At 72.7% G+C, this 10,189-nt stretch carries 7 protein-coding genes and 2 pseudogenes; 6 read left to right on the top strand and 3 right to left on the bottom strand.

The window, feature by feature from the left end; translation table 11 throughout:
- A partial coding sequence (gene gndA / locus CCN33_RS12685; protein WP_086693732.1) for an NADP-dependent phosphogluconate dehydrogenase occupies positions 1-1,212 on the bottom strand: 1,212 nt, incomplete at its 3' end.
- Positions 1,213-1,496: 284 nt separating this feature from the next.
- Between gndA and CCN33_RS12680 the strand changes: the two genes are divergently transcribed.
- Positions 1,497-2,690, top strand: a complete 1,194-nt coding sequence (locus tag CCN33_RS12680) for a transglycosylase family protein (RefSeq protein ID WP_086693731.1) — start codon at positions 1,497-1,499, stop codon at positions 2,688-2,690.
- Between the two features lie 3 nt (positions 2,691-2,693).
- Here CCN33_RS12680 and CCN33_RS12675 read toward each other — a convergent pair whose 3' ends face one another.
- Positions 2,694-3,704 (bottom strand): DMT family transporter, encoded by a 1,011-nt coding sequence (locus CCN33_RS12675; protein ID WP_167387840.1) that lies wholly within the window; start codon positions 3,702-3,704, stop codon positions 2,694-2,696.
- Positions 3,705-3,906: 202 nt separating this feature from the next.
- Here CCN33_RS12675 and CCN33_RS12670 point away from each other — a divergent pair, with 202 nt between their 5' ends.
- The 5 genes and pseudogenes from CCN33_RS12670 to CCN33_RS12650 form a co-directional block, all read left to right on the top strand.
- Positions 3,907-4,644, top strand: coding sequence for a (2Fe-2S)-binding protein (locus tag CCN33_RS12670; protein ID WP_086693733.1), 738 nt, complete (start codon positions 3,907-3,909; stop codon positions 4,642-4,644).
- Between the two features lie 40 nt (positions 4,645-4,684).
- Positions 4,685-5,836, top strand: coding sequence for a glycogen synthase (gene glgA, locus CCN33_RS12665; protein WP_086693730.1), 1,152 nt, complete (start codon positions 4,685-4,687; stop codon positions 5,834-5,836).
- A 51-nt stretch (positions 5,837-5,887) separates the two neighbouring features.
- Positions 5,888-7,108, top strand: coding sequence for a glucose-1-phosphate adenylyltransferase (gene glgC, locus CCN33_RS12660; protein ID WP_086693729.1), 1,221 nt, complete (start codon positions 5,888-5,890; stop codon positions 7,106-7,108).
- Between the two features lie 124 nt (positions 7,109-7,232).
- A complete protein-coding gene (locus tag CCN33_RS12655) occupies positions 7,233-9,551 on the top strand; it encodes a GH92 family glycosyl hydrolase (protein ID WP_086693728.1) in 2,319 nt (772 codons plus the stop codon).
- A 145-nt stretch (positions 9,552-9,696) separates the two neighbouring features.
- Positions 9,697-10,029: pseudogene (locus CCN33_RS12650) on the top strand (wax ester/triacylglycerol synthase domain-containing protein); the annotation flags it as partial.
- Here the strand turns inward: CCN33_RS12650 and CCN33_RS12645 are convergent.
- Positions 10,028-10,189: pseudogene (locus CCN33_RS12645) on the bottom strand (wax ester/triacylglycerol synthase domain-containing protein); the annotation flags it as partial. The pseudogenes CCN33_RS12650 and CCN33_RS12645 overlap by 2 nt on opposite strands.

Raw genomic sequence — 10,189 nt, 5'->3', positions numbered from 1 at the left:
GGCGGCGGCGATCTCGTCGGCGAAGCCCTCGTCCGCCAGGAGGCTGGGGAGGTCGGGCCGGCCCTCGTAGGCCTGGGTGATGCGGTCGAGGAAGGCGGCGCGGATGATGCAGCCGCCGCGCCAGATCGCGGCGACCTTGCCGAGGTCGATGTCCCAGTCGTACTCCTCGCTCCCGGCGGCGATCTGGTGGAAGCCCTGGGTGTAGGAGACGATCTTCGAGGCGTAGAGCGCCTGCTCGACCTGGTCGGCGAAGGCCGCCGCCTCCTCCTTGCCGAGGGTGCGGGCGGACGGGCCTGCGAGGTGCCGGGAGGCCTCGCGCAGCTCTGCGTGGCCGGAGACGGAGCGTGCGAAGACCGCCTCGGCGATGGCGGACACCGGCACGCCCAGGTCGAGCGCGATCTGCACCGTCCAGCGCCCGGTGCCCTTCTGCTCGGCCTGGTCGACCACCACGTCCACGAACGGTTCGCCGGTCTCCGCGTCCACGTGGGACAGCACCTCGGCGGTGATCTCGATCAGGTAGGAGTCCAGTCGCCCCCGGTTCCAGGTGCGGAAGATGTCCGCGATCTCGGCGGGCGAGTACCCGCCGACATCGCGCAGCAACTGGTAGGCCTCGCCGATGAGTTGCATGTCGGCGTACTCGATGCCGTTGTGCACCATCTTCACGAAGTGCCCGGCGCCGTCGGGGCCCACGTGCGTCACGCAGGGCGCGCCGTCGTCCGCCTTCGCGGAGATCTTCTCCAGCATCGGCCCCAGCGAGTCGTACGACTCCACCGAGCCGCCCGGCATGATGCTCGGTCCGTGCAGCGCGCCCTCCTCGCCGCCGGAGATGCCGGTGCCGACGAAGTGGATGCCCTGCTCGCGCAGCTCCCGCTCCCGGCGCCGGGTGTCGGCGAAGTGCGCGTTGCCCCCGTCGATGATCATGTCGCCGGGCTCCAGCAGCGGCGCGAACTCCTCGATCACCGCGTCCGTCGGCTCACCGGCCTTCACCATGATCACCAGCCGGCGCGGGCGCTCCAGCGCCGCCACGAACTCCTTGGCGGTCTCGGCCGGGACGAACTCGCCCTCGTCCCCGAACTCCTCCACCAGCTCGCGCGTCTTCGACGCCGTGCGGTTGTGGAGGGCGACCGTATAGCCGTTGCGCGCGAAGTTCCGGGCGAGATTGCGGCCCATGACCGCCAGGCCCGTGACGCCGATCTGCGCGTGTGTGCTCATACCGCCTGCTCCCTAGCTGCGTCGTTGCTGCGGCTCCGTCGGTGGGGGCCCTGCGGCCCATCCTGTCGCGCCGCCCCGGCGAGCGCACTTCCGGCTCGCCAGGCATGGGTACGGACGCAGTACCCCTCTCGGCTCACTTCACCGGGCATCGGAAAGCCGCGACCTCAACCAACGCCCCTCTCCGGCCACTTGAACCCGTGACAGGCCGGATTCCGCTCTTGTCCTGGCCTGTTCCCGGCGCTTACTTTTGCCCCTCCTGACGCATGTCGAGGGGATTTCGGACCATGGCCGTACGCGGCCGGCATCGCCGGTACCAGCCGAGCAGGATCAACCGCGCCTCACTCACCGTCACCGCCGGCGGCGCCGGACTCGCCATTCCGCTGGTCGCGGCGGGCACCGCGGACGCGGCGGACGCCTCCACCTGGAACAAGGTGGCGGCCTGCGAGTCCAGCGGCAACTGGAGCATCAACACCGGCAACGGCTACTTCGGCGGCCTCCAGTTCACCCGCTCCACCTGGGAGGCGTACGGCGGCACCCGGTACGCGCCCCGCGCCGACCAGGCCACGCGGGCGCAGCAGATCGCCGTCGCCGAGAAGGTCCTCGACGGCCAGGGGCCCGGCGCCTGGCCCGCCTGCGGCCCGCGCGCCGGACTCGCCCGCGGGGGGAACGCACCCCACGTCGAGAGCGCTCCGGGCCATCCGGTCAGATCGGTCAAGAGCCAGGCGAGACCCGCCGCCGCCCAGGACGTACGCCCGCAGACCACCCCGCAGTCCCGTGCCGGCCGCGCCGAGATGTACACCGTGGTGCGCGGCGACACGCTGTCCGGCATCGCCGGGGAGCACCGGGTGCGGGAGGGCTGGCGCGGTCTTTACGAGGACAACCGCACGGTCATCGGCGCCGATCCCGACCTGATCGTCCCCGGCCAGCGGCTCAGCCTGCACGGTGCCGCCAAGGCGCCCGTCACGGCCGTGCCGAAGCACCGGACGCAGCCGCGGAAGACCGAGCAGAAGGCCGCGCCCAAGCCGCAGCGCAAGGCCGCCACCGAGCACAAGACGTCTTCGAGCCACTCCGGCCATACCGTCGTCGCCCCCGTGCACGCCTCCATCGGCACCAGCTACCGCACGGCCGGCTCGCACTGGTCGAAGGGGTACCACACCGGCGTCGACTTCCTGGTGCCCACCGGCACCTCCGTCCATGCCATCTCCGACGGCCTGGTGGTCTCGGCCGGCTGGGGCGGTTCGTACGGCTATCAGGTCGTCGTACGGCACAGCGACGGCCGGTACTCCCAGTACGCCCACCTCTCCGCGATCTCCGTGCGGTCCGGGCAGAGCGTCAGCGCCGGCCAGCGCCTCGGCCGGTCCGGCGCGACCGGCAACGTCACCGGTCCCCACCTGCACTTCGAGGTGCGCACCGGGCCCGGCTTCGGCAGCGACGTCGACCCGGTCGCCTACCTCCGGGCGCACGGCGCCCGGCTCTGACGGTCAGGCGCACAGCGGGACATCGGGCAGGGAGCGGGAGTCGGCGGGGGTGTCGCCGCCGTCCCCCTCCCGTACGGGCTCGGCGTCCACGGACGTGAGCACCGGGGCGGCCGGGTCCACCGGCCACCTCGCACCCGGTACGTGTGCGGTGTCCGAACGGGCGGCGGGCGCCTCGGGGGCGGCCGGGCCGCCCAGCCGCTCCGTCGTCAGCAGGATCAGCCCACCGCACGTCACCACCGCGCAGCCCAGTGCCAGCAGAGTGCCCGTGGTGCCGTGGCGGAAGGTCTCGCCGAACAGGACGGTGCCGACGACGGCGGCCAGCACCGGGTTCACCACGGTCAGCGTGGCCAGGGGTGCGGCGAGCCCGCCGTCCCGGTAGGCCGACTGGGAGAGGAACACTCCGGCCGCCGAGAGGACGGCGATCACCGCGAGGGACGGCAGCCCGGCGAGACCGGCGCCCGCGCTCCAGCCGACGGCGACCGTCTTGGTGAACACCGACGACATGCCGAACGCCGCGCCCGCGCCGATCGCCAGCAGCACGCTGCGCACGGCCGGATGCCGGTGCGCGGCCCGTGCCGCCGTCATCAGCGCGACGATCGCACCGCCCGTCACCAGCGCCAGCGCCGTCCGCTGCGCCGGGCCCAGGGAGCCCGCGTCCGAGGCGCCGACCAGCGAGAGCAGGCCCGCGAGACCGGCCGTCGCCATCACCGCGCCCCGCCAGGCCGTCGCCCCTGCCCTCCGGCCGACGAACAGGGCCGCCATGGGCAGCGCGAAGACGATGGTCAGCGCGCCCAGCGGCTGGACCAGGCTCAGCGGGCCGAAGGCCAGGGCCACGACATGCAGCACCCCGCCGAGGCCGTTCAGCCCCAGCGCCGCCCACCACCCCGGCCTGCGCAGCGGCGCGAACCGCTCACCGGAGCAGGAGTCCGCGACGCGCTCCTGCACGACGGCACCGCCCGCGTAGGCGACGGCGGAGACGAAGGACAGCAGCACGGACAACGCGAGGGCGCTCATCTGCGGCTCCCTCGCGGCAGGCGGGCCCGGCTGAGGGCACGGTCGGCTTCCATGCCGGACACTCTGCCCGCTCACGCCCGATTGGTCGTCGTCCCTGAGCACGCGATGCGTCCTACTGCCGATGGAGTACGAATGCGCCCCCCTCATCCCCAGGGCGGGTGCCTGAACGTCCTTCCTCCGGCGACTGGTAGAAGTGCTGACCGTGGAACTGGATTCCGGCCTGACCGCGTTGCGCCCGCTCGGCGGCTTCTTCGTCCTGCGCACCGGCAGCCCCGCAGACCTGAGCGCACCTCCTCTCGACCGGACGTACGCGGGCCGGCCGGCGGCTGTTCAGTCCGACGCCGTCGCGGACCGGGTCGCCGTGATCGCGGACCGGCTCGGCGTCCGTGAGCCCCGCGTCTGCGCCTCCCTGGCCCAGCAGGGGCTCGCCGCCCGGCTCTGGTCGGTCGCGCTCGCCTGCGCCGCGCTGTACGGCCGGGTGCCCGACCTCGACCCGCGCCTGCTGCGCTGGGACGCCGCCGCCACCGCCCCCGACGACCTCTGGCTGACCGAGGTCCGCCCGCTGCCCGGCGACCCCGGCACCCTCGCCGACACCGTGCTCCACGCCCACCTGCGGCCCCTGGGGGAGGCCCTGACCCGCCGGTACGGGGTCGCCCCCGGCCTCCTGTGGGGCAACGCCGCCTCCGCCCTCGCCGGAGCGGCACGGCAGCTGGACCAGTGGGCCCGCCTCAACACCCGTACGGACGTGGCCCACAGGGCGGCCGACCTGACCCGTGCCCTCTTCGCGCAGCCCCTGTTGCGGGACACCGTAGCCCGTTCGGGCAGGGGGTTCCGCCGCCGGAGCTGCTGCCTCTACTACCGGGTCCCCGGCGGAGGCGTCTGCGGGGACTGCTGCTTCAGCCGTCCGCCGGGCTCTTCCCCGCGCGCCGCTTCTGGGTGACCATGAGGGGAACTGCCGCCGAAACCCAGGGAGTCACCGGGTGCGAGTGGGACTGCTGACGCGTGAGTACCCTCCGGACGTGTACGGCGGTGCGGGCGTCCATGTGGAGTTCCTCGCCCGCGAGCTGGCCGAACTCGTGGACCTGGAGGTGCACTGCTGGGGCGAGGGCAGAGGCGTCGGCGTCGTACGGCACCGCCCGTGGCCCGTGCTCGACGGCTCCAACGACGCCCTGCGCACCTTCTCCGTGGACCTCTCCATGGCCGCCACCCTCCAGGGCAGCGACCTCGTCCACTCCCACACCTGGTACGCGGGTCTCGCCGGCCACCTCGCCAAGCTGCTGTACGGCATCCCGCACGTCACCACCGCGCACTCGCTGGAGCCGCTGCGCCCCTGGAAGGCCGAGCAACTGGGCGGCGGCTACGCCCTGTCGAGCTGGGCAGAGCGCACCGCGATCGAGTCGGCGGACGCCGTGATAGCCGTCTCCGGCGCCATGCGGGACGACATCCTCGCCTGCTACCCCGCGCTGGACGCGGACCGGGTGCACGTCGTGCACAACGGCATCGACACCCGCCTGTACCGCCCCGACCCCGGCACCGACGCCCTGCGCAGGCACGGCATCGACCCGGAGCGGCCGTACGTGCTGTTCGTCGGCCGCATCACCCGGCAGAAGGGCGTGCCCCAACTGCTGCGCGCCGTCAGGGAGATCGACCCGGACACCCAGGTCGTGCTCTGCGCCGGCGCCCCCGACACCCCGGAGATCGACCGGGAGTTCCGGGACCGGTTCCAGGAACTCAGCGCCGTCCGGGCCGGGGTGTTCTGGATCCCACAGATGCTGCCACGCGCCGAAGTCGTGCAACTCCTCACCCACGCGGCCGTGTTCGTGTGCCCCTCGGTCTACGAGCCGCTCGGCATCGTCAACCTGGAGGCCATGGCCTGCGGCACCCCGGTCGTCGCCTCCCGCGTGGGCGGCATCCCGGAGGTCGTCGACCACGGCCGCACCGGCCTCCTCGTCGACACCGACGGCGACTTCGAGGGGAACCTGGCCCGCGCCCTCGACGATGTGCTCGCCGACCCGGCGGCCGCGCGGCGGATGGGCGAGGCCGGACGGGCCCGCGCGGTGGGGGAGTTCGGCTGGGACGCGGTGGCCCGGCGCACGGCGGGACTGTACGAGGAGATCCGCAAGCAGGCTTAGCCGCCGCCCACCAGGGCATCAGTGGGATCAACCAAGGGGAGGGGAGGCGCCATGCGCCGAGGAGGTCCTTCGGTTCTCGGGATCGTGCTGGCCGGCGGTGAGGGCAAGCGGCTGATGCCGCTCACCACGGACCGGGCCAAGCCCGCGGTCACCTTCGGCGGCACCTACCGCCTGGTCGACTTCGTGCTGTCGAACCTGGTCAACGCCGACGTGCTGCGCGTCTGCGTGCTCACCCAGTACAAGTCGCACTCGCTGGACCGGCACATCACCACCACCTGGCGGATGTCCAGCCTGCTCGGCAACTACGTCACGCCCGTCCCCGCCCAGCAGCGTCTCGGCCCGCGCTGGTACCTCGGCAGTGCCGACGCCATACTCCAGTCGCTCAACCTGGTCCACGACGAACAGCCCGAGTACGTCGCGGTGTTCGGCGCCGACCACGTCTACCGCATGGACCCCCGGCAGATGCTCCGCCAGCACATCGAGGGCGGCGCGGGCGTCACCGTCGCCGGAATCAGAGTGCCGCGGGCGGAGTCCTCGTCGTTCGGCGTGATCACACCGGGCTCGGACGGCCGCATGGTCCAGCGCTTCCTGGAGAAGCCCGCCGACCCGCCCGGTCTGCCCGACGACCCGAACAGCGTCTTCGCCTCCATGGGCAACTACATCTTCACCACCAAGGTCCTCATCGAGGCCCTCCAGCGGGACGCCGAGGACGAGCAGTCCGCGCACGACATGGGCGGCTCGATCCTCCCCCAGCTCACCGGCCGAGGCGAGGCCCAGCTCTACGACTTCCACGACAACCACGTCCCCGGCGAGACCACCCGCGACCAGGGCTACTGGCGGGACGTCGGCACCCTCGACGCGTACTACGAGTCCCACATGGACCTGATCGCCGAGCGGCCCGCGTTCAACCTGTACAACACCCAGTGGCCCATCTACACCCACGCCAACCAGCTCTCCCCGGCCCGGTTCAGCGCGGGGGGCATCGCCAGCGACTCCATCGTCAGCGCCGGCTGCCTGATCCGCGGCCAGGTCAGCCGCTCGGTGCTCTCGCCCGGCGTACGGGTCGACCCCGGCGCGGTCGTCCAGGGCTCGGTGCTGCACGACAACGTGCGCGTCGGCCGGGGCGCGGTGGTGCGGGGCGCGGTGCTGGACAAGAACGTGGAGGTCCCGCCCGGCGCGACCATCGGGGTCAACCCCGACCGCGACGCCGAGCTGTACACCGTCTCCCGGGGCGGGGTGATCGCCCTGGGCAAGGGCCAGCTCGTCACCTGACCCGCCGCCGGAAACCGGGGGACCCCGCGACGCGCCGCCCTCGAACCGTCCCGGATGCCCGAGTTCACGCCGTTCGCCCCGCACGATGCAGGCAACGACGTCGAACCAGCGGAGGTCATCCGACATGAGAGGGACCCGGCGCACCCGGCTCTGCCTGGCCGGGGTGATGGCAGCGTCCGCGCTGGCCGCCACTCCGGCCCGCGCCGCCGAACCGTACGACGGCCACCTCACCGATCTGGTGAACCCGTTCATCGGGACCCAGAACGAGGGAAACACCTTCCCCGGCGCCGCCGTGCCGTTCGGCATGGTGCAGCTCTCCCCGGACACCGGGCACAGAACGGGCTACGACCACACCCACGACCACATCCGCGGCTTCTCCCTGCTCCATGTCTCCGGCGTCGGCTGCCGCATCGGCGGCGACCTGCCGGTGCTGCCCACCACCGGCGAGGTCACCGCCACCGACAACGCCCGCTACGCCGCCGCCTTCTCCCACGACGACGAGGAGGCGAGCCCCGGCTACTACCGCGTCGGCCTGGGCACCGGCATCCGCGCCGAACTCACCGCCACCGCCCGCACCGGTGTCCAGCGCTACACCTTCCCGGCCACCACGCGGGCCAACGTCCTGCTCAACGCCGCCCAGTCGCTGCACAAGCCGGGCGGCGCCGAGGTGGAGATCCTCGACGACCGCACCGTACGCACGAAGATCTCCGGCCACGGCTTCTGCCGGGACACCGGTCCGTACACCGTGTACACCGTCACCCGGTTCAGCCGTCCCTTCACCGCGTACGGCGCCTGGGACTCCGGCGCGGTCACCGCCGGGGCGCGGACCGGGACGGGCGGGGCGTACGTCCGGTTCGACACCACGAAGGACCGTACGGTCGAGGCGACCACCGCGCTGTCCTACGTCGACGCGCGCGGCGCCGCCGCCAACCTCCGGGCCGAGGGCGGGACTTCCTTCGACAGCGTGCGCAGGCGGGCCCGCCGGGCGTGGGAGGAACGGCTCTCGGCCGTCCGGGCGCGCGGCGGTGACCCGGCGCTGCGCCGCACCTTCTACTCCTCGCTGTACCGCTCGTTCCTCGCGCCCAACATCGGCAGCGACGCCGACGGCCGCTACCTGGGCTGGGACCGGAAGCCGCACCACGCGCGGGGCTTCACCTATTACCAGAACTGGTCCCTGTGGGACACCTACCGCACCCAGGCCCAGCTCCTCGCCCTGCTCGCCCCGCGCGAGGCCCGCGACATGGCCCGCTCGGTGGTACGGATCGACGAGGACGGCGGCTGGCTGCCCAAGTGGGGATACGGTCCCGTCGAGACCAACATCATGACCGGCGACCCGGTCACCCCCTTCCTCACCACCGCCTTCCACCTCGGCCTGCTGAAGGGGTTCGAGGACCGGGCCTACCGTGCCCTGAGGAGGAACGCGGACGGCGTGCCGCCCGCCGCCTATCCGGGCGTCGGCCGGGAGTCCAACGCCGAGTACCTGGCCCAGGGGTTCGCGCCGTACGTCAAGGGCCGCCCGTACGCCAAGGCGGGTGACTCCGACTACCACTTCGGCGCCTCCGTCACCCTGGAGTACGCCCTGTCCGACGCGATGCTCGCCCAGATGGCCCGCGCCCTCGGCCACCCGGACGACGCCGCCCGCTACGCGGCCCGGTCCCGGAACTACCGGAACGTCTTCGACCCCACGACCGGCTTCTTCCGCGCCCGCGACGCCTCCGGCACCTTCACGGGACCGGCCGACCCGGCGCAGAGCGTGGGATTCCACGAGGGCACGTCCTGGCAGTACCAGTGGCTGGTGCCCCAGGACCTCCCCGGCGTGATCGGGCTGATCGGCGGCAAGCAGGCGGCCGAACGGCGCCTGGACTCCTTCTTCGCCTACGACAAGCTCCTCGCCGACCCCGGGACGACCGCCCGCCAGGTGTGGGTGCACGGCGACGCGTACGACTACTACGGCGCCGACAAGTACAACCCGCAGAACGAGCCCGATCTGATCGCGCCCTACACCTACCTCTCCACCGGCCAGCCCTGGAAGACCACCGACGTGGTGCACGCCGCGCTGACCCTGTTCACCGACACCCCGACCGGCATGACCGGCAACGACGACCTCGGCACGATGTCGGCCTGGAACGTGCTGTCGTCCATCGGCGTCTTCCCGGTCCAGCCCGGCTACGACACCTGGGGACTGTCCACCCCCGTCTTCGACCGCGTCGACCTCACCCTCGACCGCCGCTACTGGCCCACCGGCGGCCTCACGGTCACCGCCCCCGGCACCTCGGCGGCCCACCGCTACATCCAGGGCGTCCGCACCGACCGCACGGCGCACGACCGCACCTACCTGACCACCCGCGCCCTGCGCTCCCTGCGGACGCTCGCTTTCACGGTCGGCCCGCGCCCGTCCGAGTGGGGTACGGGACCCGAGGCGGCACCCCCCGCACTCAGGTGACCTGAGGGTCTGCCGAGTCCCGCCCCTCTTCGGGGGCGGGACTTTATCCGTTGTTAACTGTGCGTAACTAGAGAGCACTTGACCGTAATCGGGTTCAGGGATTGACTCGGGTAAAGCCCACCCGTCGACGACGCGAGGCACGCCCTTGACTTCCCATCCGCTCGCCCCGCTCGACCTCGCCTTCTGGAACATGGAGTCCGCCCGGCACCCCATGCACCTCGGCGCGCTCGGCGTCTTCGCCACCCAGTCTCCCGCCGCCGGCGCGCACGCCGCCGACCTGCTCGCCTCCCGCGCCGCCGCCGTTCCCGGCCTGCGCATGCGCATCCGTGACGTCTGGCAGCCCCTCGCCTTCGGCGGCGCCACCCGTGAGCCCGTCCCGGACTTCGACCCCCTGGACCACGTACGGCTGCACGCCCCCACCGACGACTTCCACGGCATGGCGGGACGGCTCATGCAGCGCCCGCTGCGGCGCGGACGGGCAGGTCGACGGGGTCGAGCAGGGAGGCGGCCAGCTTCAGGGCGCGCAGGCCGTCGGCGAGGGCGTGGTGGAACTTGAACAGCACGGCGAAGGAAACGCCGTCGGCGCCGGGCAGCACATGCGCCTCCCACGGTGGCCGTCCGCGCCGCAGCGGGCGCTG

Origin of the sequence: Streptomyces recifensis, assembly GCF_002154615.1 — a bacterium.
GTDB classification, from domain to species: domain Bacteria; phylum Actinomycetota; class Actinomycetes; order Streptomycetales; family Streptomycetaceae; genus Streptomyces; species Streptomyces griseoluteus.
Note: the sequence above shows the minus strand (reverse complement) of the source record. Positions and strands in the feature narration are given on the sequence as shown.

What these genes read in the sequence shown, in the direction of transcription:
- CCN33_RS12680 (WP_086693731.1), top strand. Translation starts at nt 1,497, where the DNA reads ATGGCCGTACGCGGCCGGCATCGCCGGTACCAGCCGAGCAGGATCAAC.
- CCN33_RS12675 (WP_167387840.1), bottom strand. Translation starts at nt 3,704, where the DNA reads ATGAGCGCCCTCGCGTTGTCCGTGCTGCTGTCCTTCGTCTCCGCCGTC.
- glgC (WP_086693729.1), top strand. Translation starts at nt 5,888, where the DNA reads ATGCGCCGAGGAGGTCCTTCGGTTCTCGGGATCGTGCTGGCCGGCGGT.
- CCN33_RS12655 (WP_086693728.1), top strand. Translation starts at nt 7,233, where the DNA reads ATGAGAGGGACCCGGCGCACCCGGCTCTGCCTGGCCGGGGTGATGGCA.